20 protein-coding genes are annotated in these 19,677 nt (G+C 70.6%); 10 read left to right on the forward strand and 10 right to left on the reverse strand.

Annotated elements, in window-relative coordinates; all coding sequences use genetic code 11:
• Positions 1-40 precede the first annotated feature (40 nt).
• Both ACFUNE_RS32305 and ACFUNE_RS32310 read left to right on the forward strand, forming a co-directional pair.
• Complete coding sequence (locus ACFUNE_RS32305) at positions 41-997, forward strand: ATP-binding cassette domain-containing protein (protein WP_383575362.1); 957 nt, start codon at positions 41-43, stop codon at positions 995-997.
• A complete protein-coding gene (locus tag ACFUNE_RS32310; RefSeq protein WP_383575364.1) occupies positions 994-1,800 on the forward strand; it encodes an ABC transporter permease in 807 nt (268 codons plus the stop codon). The genes ACFUNE_RS32305 and ACFUNE_RS32310 overlap by 4 nt, the downstream gene beginning before the upstream one ends.
• 18 nt (positions 1,801-1,818) lie before the next feature.
• Here ACFUNE_RS32310 and ACFUNE_RS32315 read toward each other — a convergent pair whose 3' ends face one another.
• The 3 genes from ACFUNE_RS32315 to ACFUNE_RS32325 are packed head-to-tail and all read right to left on the reverse strand — an operon-like array spanning position 1,819 to position 4,295.
• Positions 1,819-3,243 carry a glutamate decarboxylase gene (locus ACFUNE_RS32315; RefSeq protein WP_383575366.1) on the reverse strand — a complete coding sequence of 475 codons (1,425 nt, stop codon included), beginning with the start codon at positions 3,241-3,243 and terminating at the stop codon, positions 1,819-1,821.
• A 15-nt stretch (positions 3,244-3,258) separates the two neighbouring features.
• Positions 3,259-3,882 (reverse strand): NAD(P)H:quinone oxidoreductase type IV, encoded by a 624-nt coding sequence (wrbA, locus tag ACFUNE_RS32320; protein ID WP_383575368.1) that lies wholly within the window; start codon positions 3,880-3,882, stop codon positions 3,259-3,261.
• A gap of 47 nt (positions 3,883-3,929) precedes the next feature.
• The gene (locus ACFUNE_RS32325; RefSeq protein WP_383575370.1) at positions 3,930-4,295 is read right to left on the reverse strand and encodes a YbjQ family protein; all 366 of its coding nucleotides are present in this window, start codon (positions 4,293-4,295) and stop codon (positions 3,930-3,932) included.
• A 150-nt stretch (positions 4,296-4,445) separates the two neighbouring features.
• Here ACFUNE_RS32325 and ACFUNE_RS32330 point away from each other — a divergent pair, with 150 nt between their 5' ends.
• Entirely contained in the window at positions 4,446-5,924 is a 1,479-nt protein-coding gene (locus ACFUNE_RS32330; protein WP_383575372.1) for a DedA family protein, read from the forward strand.
• Between the two features lie 62 nt (positions 5,925-5,986).
• On the opposite strand, the gene ACFUNE_RS32335 is transcribed toward ACFUNE_RS32330, so the two are convergent.
• Positions 5,987-7,702 (reverse strand): threonine/serine exporter ThrE family protein, encoded by a 1,716-nt coding sequence (locus ACFUNE_RS32335; protein WP_383575374.1) that lies wholly within the window; start codon positions 7,700-7,702, stop codon positions 5,987-5,989.
• Between the two features lie 198 nt (positions 7,703-7,900).
• The gene (locus ACFUNE_RS32340) at positions 7,901-8,395 is read right to left on the reverse strand and encodes an inorganic diphosphatase (RefSeq protein ID WP_018514302.1); all 495 of its coding nucleotides are present in this window, start codon (positions 8,393-8,395) and stop codon (positions 7,901-7,903) included.
• Between the two features lie 86 nt (positions 8,396-8,481).
• Between ACFUNE_RS32340 and dacB the strand changes: the two genes are divergently transcribed.
• The 7 genes from dacB (at position 8,482) to ACFUNE_RS32375 (ending at position 16,577) form a co-directional block, all read left to right on the forward strand.
• Complete coding sequence (dacB, locus tag ACFUNE_RS32345) at positions 8,482-9,966, forward strand: D-alanyl-D-alanine carboxypeptidase/D-alanyl-D-alanine-endopeptidase (protein WP_383575376.1); 1,485 nt, start codon at positions 8,482-8,484, stop codon at positions 9,964-9,966.
• A 48-nt stretch (positions 9,967-10,014) separates the two neighbouring features.
• A complete protein-coding gene (locus ACFUNE_RS32350) occupies positions 10,015-11,160 on the forward strand; it encodes a zinc-dependent metalloprotease (RefSeq protein ID WP_383575378.1) in 1,146 nt (381 codons plus the stop codon).
• Positions 11,161-11,349: 189 nt separating this feature from the next.
• A complete protein-coding gene (gene tilS / locus ACFUNE_RS32355; RefSeq protein ID WP_383575380.1) occupies positions 11,350-12,423 on the forward strand; it encodes a tRNA lysidine(34) synthetase TilS in 1,074 nt (357 codons plus the stop codon).
• Between the two features lie 100 nt (positions 12,424-12,523).
• A complete protein-coding gene (gene hpt, locus ACFUNE_RS32360; protein ID WP_014155504.1) occupies positions 12,524-13,063 on the forward strand; it encodes a hypoxanthine phosphoribosyltransferase in 540 nt (179 codons plus the stop codon).
• Positions 13,064-13,262: 199 nt separating this feature from the next.
• Entirely contained in the window at positions 13,263-15,314 is a 2,052-nt protein-coding gene (ftsH, locus tag ACFUNE_RS32365) for an ATP-dependent zinc metalloprotease FtsH (RefSeq protein ID WP_383575382.1), read from the forward strand.
• Positions 15,315-15,504: 190 nt separating this feature from the next.
• Positions 15,505-16,110 (forward strand): GTP cyclohydrolase I FolE, encoded by a 606-nt coding sequence (gene folE, locus ACFUNE_RS32370; protein ID WP_383575384.1) that lies wholly within the window; start codon positions 15,505-15,507, stop codon positions 16,108-16,110.
• Positions 16,111-16,226: 116 nt separating this feature from the next.
• Positions 16,227-16,577: a VOC family protein gene (locus tag ACFUNE_RS32375; RefSeq protein ID WP_383575386.1), complete on the forward strand. Its 351-nt coding sequence runs from the start codon at positions 16,227-16,229 to the stop codon at positions 16,575-16,577.
• Positions 16,578-16,584: 7 nt separating this feature from the next.
• On the opposite strand, the gene ACFUNE_RS32380 is transcribed toward ACFUNE_RS32375, so the two are convergent.
• From ACFUNE_RS32380 to folP, 5 genes are all read right to left on the reverse strand, one after another.
• Positions 16,585-17,064, reverse strand: a complete 480-nt coding sequence (locus tag ACFUNE_RS32380) for a DUF3180 domain-containing protein (protein WP_383575388.1) — start codon at positions 17,062-17,064, stop codon at positions 16,585-16,587.
• Between the two features lie 70 nt (positions 17,065-17,134).
• Positions 17,135-17,746 carry a 2-amino-4-hydroxy-6-hydroxymethyldihydropteridine diphosphokinase gene (folK, locus tag ACFUNE_RS32385; RefSeq protein WP_383575390.1) on the reverse strand — a complete coding sequence of 204 codons (612 nt, stop codon included), beginning with the start codon at positions 17,744-17,746 and terminating at the stop codon, positions 17,135-17,137.
• Complete coding sequence (gene folB, locus ACFUNE_RS32390; protein ID WP_383575392.1) at positions 17,743-18,102, reverse strand: dihydroneopterin aldolase; 360 nt, start codon at positions 18,100-18,102, stop codon at positions 17,743-17,745. Before folB ends, folK begins: the two co-directional genes overlap by 4 nt.
• 192 nt (positions 18,103-18,294) lie before the next feature.
• Entirely contained in the window at positions 18,295-18,777 is a 483-nt protein-coding gene (locus ACFUNE_RS32395; RefSeq protein ID WP_383575393.1) for a nuclear transport factor 2 family protein, read from the reverse strand.
• A complete protein-coding gene (folP, locus tag ACFUNE_RS32400; protein WP_383575395.1) occupies positions 18,774-19,634 on the reverse strand; it encodes a dihydropteroate synthase in 861 nt (286 codons plus the stop codon). The genes ACFUNE_RS32395 and folP overlap by 4 nt, the downstream gene beginning before the upstream one ends.
• Positions 19,635-19,677: the final 43 nt, after the last annotated feature.

A 19,677-nucleotide genomic window follows, 5' to 3' on the forward strand; every position in this document is an offset into this window, starting at 1 on the left:
AGTCAAGTTTGACTACGCGAGTGGAGGGCTGGTGGGCACCGTGAGCGACGCCATCGTCGTCGAAGGAGTGCACAAGCGGTACGGAGAGAAGCGCGCGCTGAACGGTCTGGACCTCGCTGTCCGCGGTGGGTCGGTCCACGGGGTGCTCGGGCCGAACGGCGCGGGCAAGACCACCGCCGTGCGCGTACTGACGACCCTGCTGCGGCACGACGAGGGCCGGGTGGAGGTGGCGGGGTTCGACGTACGGTCCGAGCCTGCCGAGGTCAGGCGGCGGATCGGACTGCTCGGGCAGCACGCGGCCGTGGACGAGGAGCTCGGCGGCCGGCAGAACCTGGAGATGTTCGGCCGCCTGTACCACCTGGGCGCACGCCGGGCGGGCCTGCGTGCCGACGAACTGCTGGAGCGGTTCGGGCTCGCGGACACCGGCCGCAAGGCGGTCAAGCAGTACAGCGGGGGGATGCGGCGGCGCCTCGACCTGGCCGCGTCGCTGATCACCGATCCGGAGGTGCTCTTCCTCGACGAGCCCACCACCGGACTCGACCCGCGGGGGAGGGCCGAGGTGTGGGGCGCGGTCCGGTCCCTGGCAGTGGGCGGCACCACCGTCCTGCTGACCACGCAGTACCTGGAGGAGGCGGACCAGCTGGCGGACCGGATCTCGGTGGTCGACGACGGCCGGGTCATCGCGGAGGGCACGGCCGACCGGCTCAAGGCGATGGTCGGCGGCGACCGCATCGACGTGGTCGTCCGCGATGCGGACCGGCTCGGGGAGGCGGCCGTACTGCTGGGAGAGGGGGTCTCCGTGGACGCCGACAGGCGGCTGCTCCGCGCGCCCGCCCCGGACCGCATGGCGGCCCTGACCCGGACCGTGCGGGCGCTGGAGGAGGCGGGCATCGAGGCGGAGGACGTCGCGGTGCGCCGCCCGACGCTCGACGAGGTGTTCCTCTCCCTCACCGGGGGCGGCTCTCCCGCCCCCGTCGAAGCGGAGGTGGCGGCATGAGTACGGCGACGGCGGGTCCGGGGCGCGTCGGCTGGGCGCTGACCGACTCCTGGACGATGACCCGGCGCGAGCTGGCTCACTGGGCACGGCAGCCCGTCCAGGTGCTCGTCGGCCTGGTCTTCCCGGTGATGCTGCTCCTGATGTTCAACTACCTGGTGGGCGGCGGTTCCGGGGTCGAAGGGGACAACACCGACTTCCTCGTGCCCGGCATGCTCGCGCTGACCATGGCCTTCGGCCTGGAGGGGACGATGCTGGCCGTCACCCAGGACCTGAACAAGGGGGTCATCGACCGGTTCCGCTCCATGCCGATGGTCTCGGGCGCGGTCCTGGCCGGACGGAGCGCCGCGGACATGCTCCAGTCGGTGGCCGCGCTGGCCGTCATGACCGGGGTCGGCCACGCCCTCGGCTGGCGCTGGCACCGGGGGATGGCCGCGGCCCTCGCCGCGCTGGGGCTGCTGCTCCTGCTGCGGTTCGCGATGCTGTGGATCGGCATCCACCTCGCGATGGTGGCGGGCCGGCCCGAGATGGTGCAGGCCGTGCAGATCCTGGTCTGGCCGGTGGGCTTCCTCTCCAACGTCTTCGCCTCGCCGGAGTCGATGCCGGGGTGGCTGGGCACGGTGGTCGAGTGGAACCCGATGTCGGCCACGGCCACGGCGGTGCGAGGCCTGTTCGGCAACCCGGGCGGAGCCTCGGGTTCCTGGGCCGCCGAACACGCCGAACTGCTCGCGGTGGTCTGGCCGGTGGTGCTGCTCGCGGTGTTCCTCCCCCTGGCGGTGGGGAGGTTCGCACGGCTCAGCCGGTGACCACCGCTCTTCGGGGCCTCAGTGGTGGAAGGCCGTCTGCACCTGCCGGTCCCGGTGCAGCGGGTGCGCCTGGCCGCGCAGTTCGGGCAGCAGCCTCTTCAGGTCGTCCACCAGCAGCTCCGCGAGGTCCGAGGAGAAGCCGTTGCGGCACACGACGCGCAGCACCGAGAGGTCCTGGCGGTTGGCGGGGAAGGTGTACGCGGGCACCAGCCAGCCGCGCTCCCGGAGCCGTCTCGACACGTCGAAGACGTCGTACGCCCGTACCTCGGGTTTCGTCGTCAGCGTGAACACCGGAAGTTCGTCGCCCCGGGTCAGGAGCCTGAAGTCGTCCAGGGCCTCGAAGTCGGCGGCGAGCCGGCGCGCGATGTCCCGGGACGTCTGCTGGACGGCCCGGTAACCCTCCCGGCCCAGCCGCAGGAACGTGTAGTACTGCGCCACCACCTGCGCGCCGGGCCGGGAGAAGTTCAGGGCGAAGGTCGGCATGTCACCGCCCAGGTAGTTCACCCGGAAGACCAGCTCCTCCGGCAGCTCGGCCGGTGAACGCCACAGTGCCCACCCCACACCCGGGTAGACCAGGCCGTACTTGTGCCCGGACGTGTTGATCGAGGACACCCTGGGGAGCCGGAAGTCCCACACCAGGTCCTGGTCGAGGAACGGCGCGACCATCGCCCCGGAGGCCCCGTCCACATGGACGGGGACGTCGAGCCCGGTGCGCTCCTGGAGCTCGTCCAGTGCCGCACACAGCTCCGCGATCGGCTCGTAGGAACCGTCGAAGGTGGAGCCGAGGATGCCGACCACGCCGATGGTGTTCTCGTCGCACAGCTCGGCGGCCGCCTGCGGGTCGAGATGGAAGCGCTCGCCCTCCATGGGGACCTGGCGGGCCTCGACCTCCCAGAAGTTGCAGAACTTCTCCCAGCAGACCTGCACGTTGACGCCCATCACCAGATTGGGCCGGGCGGTCCCCGGGTACCGGTCGGCGTTCCTGGTCGCCCAGCGCCGCTTGAGCGCCAACCCCGCGAGCATGCAGGCCTCGCTCGACCCCGTGGTCGAGCAGCCCACGGCGGTCGACGGGTCGGGGGCGTTCCAGAGGTCGGCGAGCATCGCCACACAGCGCCGTTCCAGCTCGGCGGTGCGGGGGTACTCGTCCTTGTCGATCATGTTCTTGTCGCGGCACTCGCCCATCAGCACACCGGCCTGGGGCTCCATCCAGGTGGTGACGAAGGTCGCGAGGTTGAGCCGGGAGTTCCCGTCGAGCATCAGCTCGTCGTGGACGAGCCGGTACGCGGTCGACGGGGGCAGCGGGCCGTCCGGGAGGACGTGCGTCGCGGGCGCCGCGACCATGGGAGCGGTCGGGTCGGCCTCCCCGAAGAAGGGGTTGAGGGCGAGCCTGCGGTGCTCGTCGGACCGTGGGGCCTTGCCGTGCGAACCCTGGTGGAGTGGCATCGGTGGACGCCCCCCTCAGTTCTCGGCCGCGAGCCCGGCCTTGACGGCCCGGGCGAACTTCACGACGCGCTCGGCCTGGACCCGTGCGGCGGTCAGGGTCTGCTCGGCGACGGGGATGTCGCCCTGCCCCGAGACGTGGGAGGTGCCGTACGGATTGCCGTCGACGAACTTCGAGGGGTCCGTGTAGCCGGGAGGGACCAGGATGCCGCCGAAGTGGTAGATCGTGTTGTACAGCGCCAGCAGGGTGGACTCCTGACCGCCGTGGGTGGTGCTGCTGGCGGTGAAGCCGCTGTAGACCTTGTCGGCGAGCTTGCCCGCCTGCCAGAGGCCCCCGAGGGTGTCGAGGAACTGCTTGAGCTGGGCGGTGACGTTGCCGTACCGGGTGGGCGTACCGAAGACCACCGCGTCCGCCCAGACCATGTCGTCCGGCGAGACCTCGGGGATGCCGGCGGTCGCCTTCGCGTGCTCGGCCCACACCGGATTGGAGTCGATGGCCGCCTGCGGAGCGAGCTCGGCAACCTTGCGCAGCCGTACCTCCGCACCGGCGCCCTCGGCGTCCCGCGCGATGGCCTTCGCGATCGTGGAGACGGTGCCGGTGGAGGAGTAGTAGACGACGGCGACGTTGACGGACGTGGGCATGCGGGAACCTCCGGGAGTGGGGGAGAGGAGTGGCGGTGGGGGAGTGGTCAGGACCTGCTGATCACGGCCGCCGTTCCGTAGGCGCACACCTCGGTGCCCACGTCGGCGGCCTCGCTCACGTCGAACCGCATCATCAGCACCGCGTTGGCGCCGCGCGCCCGGGCCTGGTCGACGAGCCGCTCCATCGCCTGGTTGCGGGTCTCGACGAGCGTCTTGGTCAGCCCCTTCAGCTCTCCGCCGATCATCGATTTCAGGCCGGCGCCGATCTGGCTGCCGATGTGGCGGGAGCGGACCGTGAGCCCGAACACCTCGCCGATGACCTGCGTCACCTGGTGGCCGGGTACGTCGTTCGTGGTGACGACCAGGACGTCCGCCTGGGGTGTCTGTCCGCCGCCGAAGTCCTCAATGCCCATGGTGTGGCACCTCCTGCGGACAGCTTCGCGCCGGTCCGGGCCGTGCGCATCCGCGCTTACGCCGGTGGAACCCTGGCGTCCTCCCCGGCGTTGATAGCTTGGGACGGCCACGCAGCCCCCGCACATCGACCCACCCTGGAGCCCGGACCCTTGAATACGCTTGCGCTCGGCCCGAGCTGGCTGGACCCGGATTACCTGCTCAACACCTTCGGGCTGCCCGGCCTCCTGCTCATCGTGTTCGCCGAGTCGGGGCTGCTCATCGGCTTCTTCCTCCCCGGTGACTCCCTGCTGTTCACCACGGGCCTCCTGGTCACCACCGGCGACCTGAAGTACCCCCTGTGGCTCGTCTGCCTCCTGGTCGCGCTGGCGGCGATCATCGGCGACCAGGTCGGCTACCTCTTCGGGCGCAAGGTGGGGCCGTCCCTCTTCAAGCGTCCGGACTCCCGGCTCTTCAAGCAGGAGAACGTCGAGAAGGCGCACGACTTCTTCGAGAAGTACGGCCCGAAGTCGCTGGTGCTGGCCCGCTTCGTGCCCGTCGTCCGGACCTTCACGCCGATCATCGCCGGTGTGAGCCGGATGGACTACCGCTCGTTCATCACGTTCAACATCATCGGCGGCGTGCTCTGGGGCGTCGGGGTGACGCTGCTCGGTGCGGCCCTCGGCAACGTCGCCTTCGTGCACGAGAACATCGAGATGATCCTCATCCTGATCGTTCTGATCTCCGTGGTGCCGATCCTGATCGAGTTCCTGCGGGCGCGCGGCAAGTCGAAGAAGGAAGGCGCCGCACAGCGGGAGGACGACGGGAGCGCCTCCGACGGCGGCAGCGACGAGGGCCCCCACGGCGGCGCGGGCAACGGCGGCCAGGGCCCCACCGCCCACCGGTACGCCGACGACCGGTCGGCTCCGTACGACGGCGGCGGCCAGTACGGCGGTCAGGCGGGTCAGTACGACCAGGGCGGCCAGTACGGCGCGCCCCAGGGCGGCGGTCAGTACGGCACCGGTCAGGGCGGTCAGCAGACCGGCGGCCAGTACGGCGCACCCCAGGGCGGGGGCCAGTACGGCGCACCCCAGGGCGGTGCTCAGTACGGCAACGGTCAGTACGGCGAGGGCCAGGGGCAGTACGGCACCGGTCAGGGCGGCCAGTACAGCGCCGGTCAGTACGCCGGCGACCGGAGCCCCCGGTACGACGGCGGCCAGGCGGGCCAGCAGTACGGCCAGGCGGGCGGCCAGTACGGCGAAGCAGGTCAGCAGTACGGCCAGGCGGGTCAGCAGTACGGCCAGGGCGGCGCTCAGTACGACCAGGGCGGTCAGTACGGCCAGGCGGGGCAGCAGTACGGCCAGGCGGGCGGCCAGTACGGCCAGGCAGGTCAGCAGTACGGCCAGGCCGGCGGCCAGTACGAGCAGGGCGGCCAGTACGGCCAGAGCGGTCAGTACGGCCAGGCGGGGCAGTACGGCAGCGGTCAGGCCGCCCCGTACGACGGCGGCCACGACGGCCGGTACGGCGGCGGCGCCCAGCCCGGTCCGTACGCCGACGGCGGCGCCGGCCCCCAGGGCGACCGGCCCCGGGCCGGCCAGGGCGAGAACCAGGAGGGTGACCCGGGCCGGTACGGGTGGCAGGACGGGCGCTGACCTTCCGCGCATCCACACGACGGCGCCCCGGTCCCCCTGAGGGACCGGGGCGCCGTCGTGTGTCAGAAGCCCCTGGTCCGCTTGGCAGCCCGGCGGGGGCCGCCCTCGACCGTGCCCGGCACCCGCATGAAGAGCCGGGAGATCTCGCTTCCCAGATTGACCCCGATGGCGATCGCCAGCGCCGTGGCGACAGCGGTGAAGAGTGACGTGAGTCCGGTGTCCACCTCGTTCTGCGCGACGCCCAGCAGACCGAAGTAGGTCGCCGAACCGGGCAGCAGCGGACCGATCGCCGCCGTGATGTACGGCAGCGAAGACGTGTAGCGGTAGCGCGAGAACAGCTGGCCGAAGAGCCCCACCAGGCCGGCCGCGACCGCTGTCGCCGCCACCGGCGAGATCCCGCCGGTGCGGGCCATCGCCCCGTAGATGATCCAGGCCACGCCCCCGTTGAGGGTCACCGCGAGCACTGTGGAGCGCTCCTGCTGGAGCAGGATGGCGAAGGCCAGCGTGAGGGCCATCGAGGCCAGGATCTGGGTCACCGGCCGGTCGTTGGGCACGAACCGTGCTTCCGGGTTCAGCGCGGCGCCGAGCTGGACTCCCAGGTAGAGCATCAGCAGCACGCCCGCCACGATGCCGATGAAGAAGTACATGACCTCCAGGAGCCGGGCCCCAGCGGTGATGTAGTAACCGGTCAGGCCGTCCTGCACACCGGCGACGAGGGCCCGCCCGGGCAGCAGCGCGAACAGTCCACCGGTGATCACGGCGGAGGGCCGCACATCCGTCGAATGGGTGAGGGTGAGCGCGATGCCCATCGCGGCCGGAGGCATGGCCGCCACCGTGAACTGGTAGAACTCGGGCAGCCCGCGCCCGGCGCAGAGCCAGGCCAGCCGGTCGCCGAGCATCGCGCCCGCCGCCGCCACGAGGAAGACCAGCACACCACCGCCGACCAGCACCGATGCCGAGCCGGCGAGCAGGCCGGCGGCGGCCGTCAGCACCCAGCCCGGGTAGGGGTGCCTGTTACGGCGGATCTCGGCGAGGCGCCGGTAGGCCTCCTCCAGCGAGACCTCCACGTGTTCCGCCGTGGTGATGTCGTCGATCAGCCGGAACACGGCGGCCAGTCGGGTGTAGTCGGTGCCCCGACGGCGTACCGTGCGGCTCGCCGTCACGGGGTCGTCGACGAGGGACGGCTGGTGCGAGATGGACAGCAGGGTGAAGGTGACCGTCGGCTCGCAGCGGTCGAGCCCGTAGGAACGGGACACCGCGAACATGGCCGCCTCGACGTCCTCGGCGCCCTCGCCGCCCGCGAGCAGCAGCTCCCCGATACGGAGCGTCAGGTCGAGGACGCGCGGTACCGCGGGCCCCGAGTCGTCGGTCTTCTGCACCATCTCGGGCGCCGGACGTTCGAACACGGGCATCCGCAGCATCGTGCGCATCCGGTCCTGCCAAGGGGCCTCCTTGGTCAGCCGGACCATCGGGATGCCGTGCGCGGGGGTGAAGGCGGGCGGCTGGTGCTGCGCGGTGTACCCGGGCGGCGGGACGAAGGCGGACGACAGCGTGTCGGAGCCCGAACCGCCCCCCGACCCGGAAGCGGAACCCTGGCCGGAGCCGGACTGCGCCGAGGGATCGGTGTGCAGCCCGGGCGGAAGCGCGAATTCCGATGTCGGATGGTCGTCCTCGGACGGAGGTGTCGGCTGGTCCACACCCACCGGTGGGACGAAGGCGCTGTGTGCCTCGTCGGACTGGGGCTTCTGGTCCTCGGGACCGCCCTGTTCCGCCACCACTCGACCTCGTTCCTTGCTCGACCGCTCGTTCCGGGAGCGCTTCTGCCCAGTATGAGCACGGTCATGGGCCGCCACACGCAACGGGCGGCGCACCGGTGAAGGTGCGCCGCCCGTTGTCCCCACGGTCACCTGGGCCACTCGGCCCCGTGTCCCGCGATTCGCGCGTCCCGCCCGTAAGCGGAATCCGCAAGGGTTACGTCAGTGCTTGCCGCCCTGCGCCTCGAGGCGCTTGTAGGAAGCCTCGATCTCGGCTTCGGCCTCGGTACGGCCGACCCAGTCGGCGCCCTCGACGGACTTGCCGGGCTCCAGGTCCTTGTAGACCTCGAAGAAGTGCTGGATCTCCAGGCGGTCGAACTCCGACACGTGGTGGATGTCGCGCAGGTGCTCGACCCGCGGGTCCGAAGCCGGGACGCACAGCAGCTTGTCGTCGCCGCCGGCCTCGTCGGTCATCCGGAACATGCCGATGGCGCGGCACTTGATGAGGCATCCGGGGAAGGTCGGCTCGTCCAGGATGACCAGCGCGTCCAGCGGGTCGCCGTCCTCGCCGAGGGTGTTCTCGACGAAGCCGTAGTCGGCCGGGTAGCTGGTCGAGGTGAAGAGTCGACGGTCCAGGCGGATCCGACCGGTCTCGTGGTCCACCTCGTACTTGTTCCGCGAACCCTTCGGGATCTCGATGGTGACGTCGAACTCCACGGGTGGCTCCTCCATGATCAACACATACGACTGGTGGTTAAGTGTCCCTCACGCAGATGAGTGCTCGCGAAAGGGGCTGGTCAACGGTGGCCGAGCCGGTGCAGAGACCGACGGACGAGCCGTTGAACAGGTGGGGCAGGTGGAAAGCCCCGGAGTATCCGAAGCGCGGGAGCGGACCTGACGGCCTCCGGCTCGTCGCAGGCTCCGCGGTGCTCGGCCTGGTGGTCGCCGCCGGCGCCGTCCTGGCCGCCGGTCCCTGGGACTCCGGTCAGCGTAAGGCCGAGCGGGACCGGGCGGCCGTCTCGCAGAGCGCAGGTGGCGCACATCACGAAGGGACGGCCCCCGACGGGCCTGCGCCCGCCCCCAGCGCCCCTGTCGTGATGAAGGCCCTCGGCGCCTCCTCCGGCCTCACCTCCCCTGCGGGGGCGCGCAGCCTGGAGACCGCGCTCGCGCCCCTGTTGGACACGCCCGCCCTCGGCTCCGTGCGCACGGCCGTGGTCGTCGACACGGCCACCGGCAAGCAGCTGTACGCACGGGGCGCGGCCACCCAGATGACCCCCGCGTCCACGGTGAAGATCGCCACCACCGCCGCCGCGCTCTCCGCTCTCGGCCCCGCCCACCGCATCGCGACGACGGTCAGGCTCTCCCCGGACTCCCGCACGCTCACCCTCGTCGGCGGCGGCGATCCGACCCTGGACAAGGGAGCGCTGCGCGCCCTGGCCGCCGACACGGCACGCTCCCTGCGGGACGGCGGCACCGGGCAGGTGCGGCTGACGTACGACACCTCGCGGTACTCGGGGCCGGCCCTCCACCCCATCGGCCCCAACGAGAACATCGCGCCGGTCAGCGCGCTCATGGCCGACGAGGGCCGTCTCGACGGAAGTGACAAGGGGCCGGCCCTCCGTACCACCGACCCCGCGGGCGATGCCGCGCGCACCTTCGCCGACCTCCTCGGCGAGGCAGGCGTCGACACCCGGTCCGCCCCCTCGTCCGGACGGGCCGTCGCCGGCTCCCGCACGGTGGCGACGCACCTGTCGAAGCCGCTCTCCGACCTGGTCGAGCGGGCCCTGACCAACAGCGACAACGACATCGCCGAGGGCTTGGCCCGGCAGACGGCGCTGAAGGCGGGGGAGCCCGCCTCCTTCGCCGGGAGCCGCCGCGCCGTCACCGCCCGGCTGAAGGCGCTCGGCCTGCCGCTGGCCGGCGCCCGGCTCTCCGACGGCAGCGGTCTCGACCGCGCGGACAAGGTGACGGCGGGGCTCCTGGCCCGGCTGCTCGCGCTCGCCGCCGGACCGGACCACCCCGAGCTCCGTCCCGTCCTCACCGGGCTGCCGATCGCCGGTTTCAGCGGCACGCTCGGCGACCGCTACTCCGCGACGTCGCCCGCTACCGGGCTGATCAGGGCCAAGACGGGCACACTCACCGGGGTGAACAGCCTCGCCGGGACCGCGGTCGACGCGCAGGGCCGACTGCTCGCCTTCGCCTTCCTGGCCTCGGGGACCACGTCCCCGGAGGAGGCGGAAGCCTCACTGGACACGCTGGCCACCACCCTCACCGAAGGCACCCCCTGAGCGGCTGACACCCCACCACGGAGCGACCACCTCACGTACGGTTGACGCATGACGAGCATCGGTGGTGCCGAGATGGTCGACTGGAATCTCGCGGTCGCGACAGCGACCCGGTTCGTGCGGCCGGGTCCCGAGATCAGCCGCGAGGAGGCCCGTGCCGTCGTCGCGGAGCTCCGCCGGCATGCCAAGGCCTCCGAGGAGCACGTCCGTTCGTTCACCCGGATGATCCCGGACGGGCACGAACCCGAGGACACCCCCGTCCTGGTCGTCGACCGGGCGGGCTGGATCAGGGCCAATGTCGCGGGCTTCCGTGAGCTGCTGCGTCCGCTCCTCGGGAAGATGCAGGACCGCCGCGGCAGCGGTCCGGGCAATGCCGTGCTGGGCGCGGTCGGCGGCAAGGTGACCGGCGTCGAGCTGGGCATGCTCCTGTCGTTCCTGGCCTCGCGGGTCCTCGGGCAGTACGAGACCTTCGCCCCGGCAACCCGGGAGCTTCCCGCGTCCTCCAAGGGAGGCGGAAGGCTGCTGCTGGTCGCCCCCAACATCGTCCATGTCGAACGCGAACTCGACGTCGACCCGCATGACTTCAGGCTCTGGGTGGCCCTCCACGAGGAGACGCATCGCACCCAGTTCACCGGGGTTCCCTGGCTCCGCGACCACCTGCAGGGCGAAATCCAGTCGTTCCTCGACGAGACCGACGTCGATCCGATGACCGTACTGGAGCGCCTTCGCGAGGCCGCGCAGGCCTTCTCCGGAGGCAGCCGCCCCGAGGGCGAACGCGGGGAGGAGGGCGACGACGGCGGGCGCAGCCTCGTCGAGATCGTCCAGACACCTTCCCAGCGCGAGATCCTGGGACGTCTCACCGCCGTGATGTCCCTGCTCGAAGGGCACGCGGACTTCGTGATGGACGGGGTGGGCCCCGAGGTGGTGGGCTCCGTCGCCGAGATCCGGGAGAAGTTCCAGCAGCGCAGGGCGCGCGGCGCGAGCCGGCTGGACCTGGCGCTGCGCAAGCTGCTGGGTCTCGATGCGAAGCTCCGCCAGTACCGCGACGGCGAGAAGTTCGTCCGGGCCGTGGTCGACGAGGTCGGAATGGACGGATTCAACCGGGTCTGGACCTCCCCCAACACCCTGCCCACCAAGGCCGAGATCGCCGCACCGGCGGACTGGGTGGCGCGGGTGCACCGTAAGGCAGATTCGTGATCTTGGCGGGTCCGGTGGCAGAAGATTGCCTCTCCAATCACCCATCCGAGGGACCATAGGGGCATGGGAAGGCGTGCAATGCTCGACGGACAGCTTGGCTCTGTCACCATCGACGCACTCTGAGTGACGGGACTCCGTCCCGCTCGCTCCGAGGCACCCCCCAAAACTTCACCCCGAAGGGCACCGGACATGGGTCCCCATCCTGCGGTCGCGGCGATACGCCTGGCGGTCCGCCGCGTACTCCACGACGTCGTCACCGAACACAACCGTCACACCGAACAGGCCGGACGCGCCGAGTTCGCCGAAGCAGGGGCGGGCGGGCGGTGTTCGACGCTTCCGGAACGGCCGGACCACCCGCTGGTGCTCGTCGCGTGCTCCGGGGGCGCGGACTCCATGGCCCTCGCATCCGCCCTCGCCTTCGAGTCGCGCAAGCTCCCCGTCCGCGCCGGCGGCATCACGGTCGACCACAACCTCCAGCCCGGCTCCGGACTGCGCGCCGACGAGGTCGTGGCGCGCCTCGCCGAGATGCGGCTCGACCCGGTCGAGGCCGTCGCCGTGAACGTCGGCCGGGGCGGAGGGCCCGAGGCCGCCGCCCGCGACGCCCGCTACGCAGCCCTGGACGCCGCGGCGGAGCGCCACGGAGCCGCCGCCGTCCTGCTCGGCCACACCCGCGACGACCAGGCCGAGACCGTCCTGCTGGGCCTCGCCCGCGGTTCGGGGATCCGCTCCCTCTCCGGGATGGCCGCCGCCTCGGGCCCCGCCGGCCGCTACCGCCGGCCCTTCCTCCAGCTCGACCGGCAGACCGCCCGCAAAGCCTGTCTGGTCCAGTCGATCCCCGTCTGGGACGACCCCCACAACGTCGACCCCGCCTACACCCGCTCCCGGCTCCGCCACGAGGGCCTGCCCGCGCTGGAGAAGGCGCTCGGCAAAGGCGTGGTGGAGGCCCTGGCGCGCACGGCGCAGCTCTCCCGTGACGATGCCGACGCCCTCGACACCTGGGCCGCCGAGGCCGCCCGCTCGGTCCGCGACGACGACGGACGGCTGGAGTGTTCCAAGCTCTCCGTCCTGCCGCCCGCGGTGCGCCGCCGGGTGCTGCGCCGGGCCGTGATCGACGTCGGGTCCCCCGCGGGTTCGCTCTTCGCCCGTCACATCGAGGAAGTCGACCGGCTCATCACCGGCTGGCGGGGCCAGGGCGCCATCAACCTGCCCGGCCGCGTCGAGGTGCGGCGCCAGGGTGGCAGACTGGTGATTCGGCAGAGCTGAAGCGCAAGCGGCTGAAGTGCAGGCGAAACGCCGGTCCGGCCCCGGGAAGCAGTCCGGGTCCGGCAGGGCAGAGAAAGAGACGCGGGTGAACGAGAAGGACATGGGCACCGACCTTCAGTCGGTGCTCCTCACCAAGGAAGAGATCGACGCGAAGCTCGTCGAGCTGGCAGCGAAGATCGACGCGGAGTACGCGGGCAAGGACCTGCTCATCGTCGGCGTGCTCAAGGGCGCGGTGATGGTCATGGCGGACCTGGCCCGCGCGCTGTCCACCCCCGTCACCATGGACTGGATGGCCGTCTCGTCGTACGGCGCCGGCACCCAGTCCTCGGGCGTCGTCCGGATCCTCAAGGACCTCGACACCGACATCAAGGGCAAGCACGTCCTGATCGTCGAGGACATCATCGACTCCGGCCTGACGCTGTCCTGGCTGCTGACCAACCTCGGCTCGCGCGAACCCGCGAGCCTGGAGGTCTGCACGCTGCTCCGCAAGCCGGATGCCGCGAAGGTCGCGATCGACGTGAAGTGGGTCGGCTTCGACATCCCCAACGAGTTCGTCGTCGGCTACGGGCTGGACTACGCGGAGAAGTACCGCAACCTCCCCTTCGTCGGCACGCTCGCGCCTCACGTCTACGGAGGCTGAGCAACCGCCCCGGCCGAACCCGGCCGGACTCCCGGGAACCCTCGTGGCGTTCGGGCCGTTGGAGCCTTCGAAGACGGGTTTGCCGGACCTCCCCTGCGGTCACGGGTGACAATGCTGGGGTACCGTCCGAAGAACAGTCTTTTCTCACAGCAGCATTTACCTACGGGCAGGAGGGACGGGGCGACTTCGCTCCGTATGGATGGACGTGAAGCGATACTTCCGTGGGCCGGTCATGTGGATCGTGCTGGCCGTCCTCGCCGTGGTCGTGCTGATGCAGGTCGTCGGCTCGTCCGGCGGCTACAAGACGGTGGACACCGGCAAGGTGATCCAGGCGATCAGCAAGAACCAGGTGGAGCAGGCCAAGCTGACCACCGGTGACGAACAGATCCTGAAGATCGAGCTGAAGGACAAGCAGAAGCTCAAGGGCGAGTCCGGCAGCAAGTTCCAGGCGAGCTACATCGGCAACCAGGGTGTCGAGCTTGCCGACACGCTGCAGAAGAAGTTCGAGAGCGGTGACATCGAGAAGGGTTACACCGTCTCGCCGTCGAAGCAGTCCCCGTTCGTCTCGATCCTTCTCTCCCTGCTGCCCTTCGTCCTGATCGTGGTCGTGTTCCTGTTTCTGATGAATCAGATGCAGGGCGGCGGCTCCAAGGTCATGCAGTTCGGCAAGTCCAAGGCCAAGCTGATCACCAAGGACACGCCGAAGACGACGTTCGCCGATGTGGCGGGGTCGGACGAGGCCGTCGAGGAACTGTACGAGATCAAGGAATTCCTCCAGGAGCCGGCGAAGTTCCAGGCCGTCGGCGCCAAGATCCCCAAGGGCGTCCTGCTGTACGGGCCGCCCGGTACGGGCAAGACCCTGCTCGCACGCGCCGTCGCGGGCGAGGCGGGCGTTCCGTTCTACTCGATCTCCGGTTCCGACTTCGTCGAGATGTTCGTCGGTGTCGGTGCCTCCCGTGTCCGTGACCTCTTCGAGCAGGCCAAGGCGAACGCTCCGGCGATCGTCTTCGTCGACGAGATCGACGCCGTGGGCCGGCACCGCGGTGCCGGTATGGGCGGCGGTCACGACGAGCGCGAGCAGACGCTCAACCAGCTGCTCGTCGAGATGGACGGCTTCGACGTGAAGGGCGGCGTCATCCTGATCGCCGCCACGAACCGGCCGGACATCCTGGACCCGGCGCTGCTGCGTCCCGGACGTTTCGACCGGCAGATCGCCGTCGACCGCCCGGACATGCTGGGCCGCCTCGAGATCCTCAAGGTGCACCAGAAGGGCAAGCCGGTCGCGGAGGACGTCGACCTCAACGCGGTCGCGCGTCGTACGCCCGGCTTCACCGGTGCCGACCTGTCGAACGTGCTGAACGAAGCGGCGCTCCTCACGGCGCGCAGCAACAAGAAGCTGATCGACAACCACATGCTCGACGAGGCCATCGACCGCGTCGTGGCGGGACCGCAGAAGCGGACCCGGATCATGTCCGAGAAGGAAAAGAAGATCACCGCGTACCACGAGGGCGGACACGCCCTGGTCGCGGCGGCCTCACCCCAGTCGGACCCGGTCCACAAGATCACGATCCTCTCCCGCGGCCGTGCCCTCGGTTACACGATGGTGCTCCCGGAAGAGGACAAGTACTCCACGACGCGCAACGAGATGCTCGACCAGCTGGCGTACATGCTGGGCGGGCGCGCGGCCGAGGAGCTGGTCTTCCACGACCCGACGACCGGTGCTGCGAACGACATCGAGAAGGCCACCGCCACGGCCCGCGCGATGGTCACGCAGTACGGCATGACCGAGCGCCTGGGCGCGATCAAGTTCGGTGGAGACAACACCGAGCCGTTCGTGGGCAGGGAGATGGGCCATCAGCGCGACTACTCGGAAGAGGTCGCGGCGCTCGTCGACGAAGAGGTCAAGAAGCTCATCGAGACCGCGCACAACGACGCGTGGGAAATTCTCGTGGAGAATCGCGACATCCTCGACGCCCTGGTCCTCGAGCTCCTCGAGAAGGAGACGCTCGGCAAGGAGCAGATCGCCGAGATCTTCGCTCCGATCGTGAAGCGCCCGGCTCGCCCGGCGTGGACCGGTTCCGCCCGGCGTACCCCGTCGACGCGTCCGCCGGTGCTCTCTCCGAAGGAGCTGGCCCTCACCAACGGCACCGCCAACGGTTCGGGTACTCCGGAGATCGCTCCTACGGACATCACGTCGAAGAACACCGGCACCTCCACGGAGGCGCTGCCCGAGGATCGCCCCGAGAGCTAGCCCCCTGCCCGACCCCGGTGTGGCCCCTGTCACGGTGGCTCCACCAGGCCCGGAATGGATGCCGCGCCCCCCAGGTTCTAGCCTGTGGGGGCGCGGCTTTTTCGTATGCCTGCGCTGTGCCTGCCGAAATTCCGTGAGGTCCTGGCGGGCGGGCCCACGCATGTGACTGCACAGAGGAACGAGGCACAGAATGACCGACCCGGTGACGCTGGACGGGCAGGGCTCGATCGGCGTGTTCGACGAGAAGCGGGCCGAGTCCGCCGTACGGGAACTCCTCATCGCGGTCGGGGAGGACCCCGACCGCGAAGGACTGCGGGAGACGCCGGGCCGGGTGGCGCGTGCGTACAAGGAGATATTCGCCGGCCTCCACCAGGAGCCGGAGGACGTCCTGACGACGACGTTCGACCTCGGTCACGACGAGATGGTGCTGGTCAAGGACATCGAGGTGTTCAGCACCTGTGAACACCACCTGGTGCCCTTCCGCGGTGTTGCGCACGTCGGGTACATCCCTGCGACCTCGGGCAAGATCACGGGGCTCTCGAAGCTGGCCCGGCTGGTCGACGTCTACGCCCGCCGCCCGCAGGTCCAGGAGAGGCTCACGACGCAGATCGCCGAGTCCCTGATGGCGATCCTGGAGCCGCGCGGGGTCATCGTGGTCGTCGAGTGCGAGCACATGTGCATGTCGATGCGGGGAATCCGCAAGCCCGGGGCGAAGACGATCACGTCCGCGGTCCGGGGGCAGCTGCGCGATCCGGCCACGCGGGCCGAGGCGATGAGCCTCATCATGGCGCGCTGAGCACGGACGGGTCAGGGGGCGGTCCGGAGCGGTAGCGATGAGTTCATGAGGCGGGGAGAGTCGACCTCAGTGGCAGCGGCCGGACGGCCGGATCCACGAGGAGAAGGAGCTTCCTGATGTCATTCACCCATGTGCTCGCCGTAGCGCCCGTGATGGCCATCGAGCCGGCGGTCGAGTGGTACGAGCGGCTTCTCGGCCGCCCCGCCGATGTGAGGCCCATGGACGGGCTGGCCGACTGGCACATCTCCCCGTACGCCTGGCTCCAGGTGTTCCAGTCGCCCGAGCAGGCCGGGGGATCGCTGGTGAACCTGGTGGTCGACGACCTGGACCGGACCCTCTCGGACCTCGCGGAGAGAGGGATCACGACCGGGGAGACGCTGCCCGGGTCACGTGGTGTGCGGTTCGCCGCCGTCCACGACCCCGACGGCAACCGGGTCACACTGATCGAGAACCCGATCGCCGACTGAGGGTGGGTCAGGCGGCCTGGGCCGTGTTCGCGTCGTCGTCCTCCGGGAGGCGGCAGACGCGCTCCAGGAACAGGGCGGCCGCGATGACGCCGATGCCTGCCAGGACGGCGGCACCCGCGTAGATGGCCTGGTCGCGGCGGGGCGGGATGTCGAGGAAGCCGAGCAGGAAGACTCCCGTGCCGCCGTACATCCCGGCGACGAGGGCGGCCACCAGCGCGCTCGCCTGGCCGAAGACCAGGGCGCGCGCCGCCATCATCGGCTCCACGCCCTTCGCCCCGGGACGCCGCTCCCGCTGCGCGCGCAGCCGTGCCCGGATCGAGAGGGCCGTGGCCAGCAGGATCACAGCGATCACGGCGAGCACGACGGAGGCGGCGAGCGGCACGCTCGGCAGGGTCCCCAGGGAGTCCCAGAGGCGGGCTCCGCCCCAGGAGAGCACGCCGGCTCCGGCGAAGAGTCCGGCGAGGAGCCCGAGCCGTAGTTGCTTCACCGAGAGTGCCGCCCTTCGTCGCCGTTGCCCGTGTCGTTCGCCCGTGGTGGGTCGTCCTTGAGCCTAACGACTACTCGGGGAGGCGGAGTTCCAGGTCGGGCCGGGGAAGCACTCCGTCGCGGCCCACACCGACCAGCAGGTCGGCCACGGAGCCGACGCCGGGCAGCTGTGCCTCCGGGTCCACGTCGTGCCAGGGGGCGAGCACGAAGGCGCGCTCACGGGCGCGCGGGTGCGGAAGGGTCAGCAGGGGGTCCTCGGAGACCACATCGGCGTACGACACGATGTCGACGTCGATGGTGCGCGGACCCCAGCGCTCCTCGCGGACCCGGTCGAACGCCTCTTCGATGGCCTGGCCGCGCTCCAGCAGGGAGGACGGGGGCAGGGTCGTCTTCACGACGATCACCGCGTTGAAGTACGACGGCTGGGTGCCCGGGTCGACGCCCCAGGGCTCCGTCTCGTAGACCGGGGAGACGGCCTTGACCCGGAGGCCGGGGGTGTCCTCCAGGGCGTCGATGGCGCCCTGGAGCGTCTCCAGGCGGTTGCCGAGGTTCGAGCCGAGGGAGATCACGGCGCGTTTGGGGTTGGAGAGGGTGACGTCCGCCGCGTCGACCTGCTCGACCACTGCTGCGGGAACCGGCTGTACGGTCGGGTCGCTCTGCCCCTCGGTGGAAAATGCAGTCATGCTCGGCTCCGGGTGATGGTGATGGTCACGTCGTCGAAGGGGACGGTGATCGGGGCGTCCGGCTTGTGGACGACGACCTCGACCTCCTGGACCCCGTCGTGCTTGAGGCACTGCTGCGCGATGCGTTCCGCGAGGGTCTCGATCAGGTCCACCGGCTCACCCTTGACGACATCGACGACCTCCTCCGCGACCACGCCGTAGTGGACGGTCTTCGACAGGTCGTCGGCGGCTGCCGCGGGGCGGGTGTCGAGGCCGAGCACCAGGTCCACGATGAAGGTCTGGCCCTCTTCCCGTTCCTTGGGGAAGACACCGTGGTGCCCACGGGCCTTGAGGCCGCGCAGCGCGACACGATCCACGCGAATCACTCCTGCTGTTCGTCGTCTCTGATGGCACCCGGCCGCGTGCGGGCGGTGAAGTGCCGTCTTTCGAATCTACCCGCGAGCACCGACAGCTCCCGCCCGCGGGGGCGCGGAGCAGCCCGGCAGGGGGTTGGTAGCCGCGTATACCCCGTGATCGGGGGGCCCAATCCCGCTGCCTCCTCCGTCCGCTCAGACGGTCGGCTCTTCGTCCTCTTCCTCGCCGGTTTCGGCCAGTACGGGGGAACCGTGGTGGGACCAGAGCTTCCAGCCCTCCGGTGTGCGCCGGAACACATTGGTGGCGACGACGAGCTGTCCGACGAGCGGGCCGAGCGCGTTCCCGTCCTCGGCCGGACCACCGCTGAGGATGTTCTCGGTACAGGTCACCAGGGCGGTGTCACCGGTCATCGCGACCCCGACATCGGTCAGGAAGAACTGGATGTACTCGGTGTTCGCCATGATCAGCGCATAGCTCCGCAGCACCTCGCCACGGCCGGTGAGCACCGGCCAGCCGGGGTGGACACAGGAGACCGTGAGGTCCTCGCCGGGCAGCCACAGGCCGGAGAGCCCGTCGAGGTCGCCGCGTTCCATCGCCTCGTAGAAGGCGGTGTTGGCCTGCTCGACCGCCGCGATGTCGGCGGCGGCCTCCTCGTGCTCGTCGCGCGCGGCGCTCACGCGGCTCCCTCGACGGCGCGGGCGACCCGCACCGCGTCCGCGGTCGGCCGTACCGCGTGCACCCGGACCGCCCAGGCGCCTGCGGCTGCCGAGAGGGCGGAGATCGCGGCCGTCGCGGCGTCACGCTCACGGGCGGGCGGCGGGGCGGCGTCCCGGCCGGCCAGGACATGTCCGAGGAACCGCTTTCGTGAGGCGGCGACGAGCAGCGGCCTGCCCAGATCCCCCAGGCGGTCGAGGTGGGCGACGAGTGCGAGGTCTTGGGCCGCGTCCTTGGCGAAGCCGAGCCCCGGGTCGATCACCAGCTTCTCGGGGTCCACACCGCCCTCGATCACGGCCTCCATGCGCTCCCGGAGCTCCGTGACGACCTCGCCGACGACGTCCGCGTACACCGCCCGGCTGTTCATCGTCTCGCTGAAACCGCGCCAGTGCATGACGACGAACGGCACCCCCGCGTCGGCGACGACCGGGATCATGGACGGGTCGGCGAGGCCGCCGCTCACGTCGTTGACCAGGGCCGCGCCGGCGGCGACGGACTGCGCGGCGACGCCCGCCCGCATGGTGTCCACGGAGACGGTGACGCCCTCGGAGGCCAGCCCCCGCACGACGGGGATCACCCGTCGCAGCTCCTCGGCCTCGTCCACCCTGCTCGCGCCCGGGCGGGTCGACTCACCGCCGACGTCGATCAGGTCCGCCCCTTCGGCCACCAGTTCGAGGCCGTGCTTGATCGCCGCCGTGGTGTCGAACCAGTGGCCCCCGTCGGAGAAGGAGTCGGGCGTCACATTGACGACCCCCATGACCGCACAGCGGTCCCACTCCGGCAGACCCCGTACCGTGCCCCGTCCTCGCAACGTACTCATGCGACCCAGCCTAGGCCCGGGAAGGGGGAGGCCGGGCCGCGTC

It is taken from the genome of Streptomyces sp. NPDC057287 (assembly GCF_042667905.1).
Taxonomy (GTDB): Bacteria; Actinomycetota; Actinomycetes; order Streptomycetales; family Streptomycetaceae; genus Streptomyces.

What these genes read in the sequence shown, in the direction of transcription:
- ACFUNE_RS32310 (WP_383575364.1), top strand. Translation starts at nt 994, where the DNA reads ATGAGTACGGCGACGGCGGGTCCGGGGCGCGTCGGCTGGGCGCTGACC.
- ACFUNE_RS32315 (WP_383575366.1), bottom strand. Translation starts at nt 3,243, where the DNA reads ATGCCACTCCACCAGGGTTCGCACGGCAAGGCCCCACGGTCCGACGAG.
- wrbA (WP_383575368.1), bottom strand. Translation starts at nt 3,882, where the DNA reads ATGCCCACGTCCGTCAACGTCGCCGTCGTCTACTACTCCTCCACCGGC.
- ACFUNE_RS32325 (WP_383575370.1), bottom strand. Translation starts at nt 4,295, where the DNA reads ATGGGCATTGAGGACTTCGGCGGCGGACAGACACCCCAGGCGGACGTC.
- ACFUNE_RS32350 (WP_383575378.1), top strand. Translation starts at nt 10,015, where the DNA reads ATGACGAGCATCGGTGGTGCCGAGATGGTCGACTGGAATCTCGCGGTC.
- tilS (WP_383575380.1), top strand. Translation starts at nt 11,350, where the DNA reads ATGGGTCCCCATCCTGCGGTCGCGGCGATACGCCTGGCGGTCCGCCGC.
- hpt (WP_014155504.1), top strand. Translation starts at nt 12,524, where the DNA reads ATGGGCACCGACCTTCAGTCGGTGCTCCTCACCAAGGAAGAGATCGAC.
- ftsH (WP_383575382.1), top strand. Translation starts at nt 13,263, where the DNA reads ATGGACGTGAAGCGATACTTCCGTGGGCCGGTCATGTGGATCGTGCTG.
- folE (WP_383575384.1), top strand. Translation starts at nt 15,505, where the DNA reads ATGACCGACCCGGTGACGCTGGACGGGCAGGGCTCGATCGGCGTGTTC.
- ACFUNE_RS32375 (WP_383575386.1), top strand. Translation starts at nt 16,227, where the DNA reads ATGTCATTCACCCATGTGCTCGCCGTAGCGCCCGTGATGGCCATCGAG.
- folK (WP_383575390.1), bottom strand. Translation starts at nt 17,746, where the DNA reads ATGACTGCATTTTCCACCGAGGGGCAGAGCGACCCGACCGTACAGCCG.
- folP (WP_383575395.1), bottom strand. Translation starts at nt 19,634, where the DNA reads ATGAGTACGTTGCGAGGACGGGGCACGGTACGGGGTCTGCCGGAGTGG.